Source organism: Bacillus sp. V3B, assembly GCF_024494465.1.
Classification (GTDB): Bacteria; Bacillota; Bacilli; order Bacillales; family Cytobacillaceae; genus Bacillus_BD.
The window spans coordinates 1-433 of the sequence record NZ_JAETXM010000096.1; the positions used below are offsets into that span (position 1 = coordinate 1).

Annotated in this window: 1 protein-coding gene; it reads left to right on the top strand. The window is 42.3% G+C overall.

Features of this window, described 5'->3' with window-relative positions; all coding sequences use genetic code 11:
• Positions 1-433 (top strand): FAD-dependent monooxygenase (locus JMM81_RS22755; protein ID WP_483862183.1); only part of this gene is annotated, 433 nt, incomplete at both ends.

Consider the following 433-nt stretch of genomic DNA (forward strand, 5'->3'; position numbering starts at 1 on the left):
CGGTGAAGTGGGGGCAGGAATTCAGCTGGCAGCGAATGCCACAAATGTATTGCAGCGTTTAGGTGTAATGGAAAAGATTAACGAGATCGCCGTTTTTCCAAAAAGACTGGTGTTAATGGATGCTTTTAGCGGTGAAGAATTATCTGCTTTAGACCTTGGGGATGTCTATAAAGAGAAATACGGTGCACCTTATATTGTATTACATCGTTCTGATCTTCATCACATTCTTGTAGAAGCTTGCGAGGAAAACCCCTATATTGAGCTCGTGACAAATCAATCAATCGTCAAAACCGTAGAAAGTGAAGGTATTGTCACGGTAACGGCTGCCAATGGAGATCAACATAGTGGAAAAGCTGTCATTGGGGCAGATGGGATTTGGTCGAATGTACGTAAATTGTTCTCTGAAGATGAGGCTGTATGTTCACAATATGTC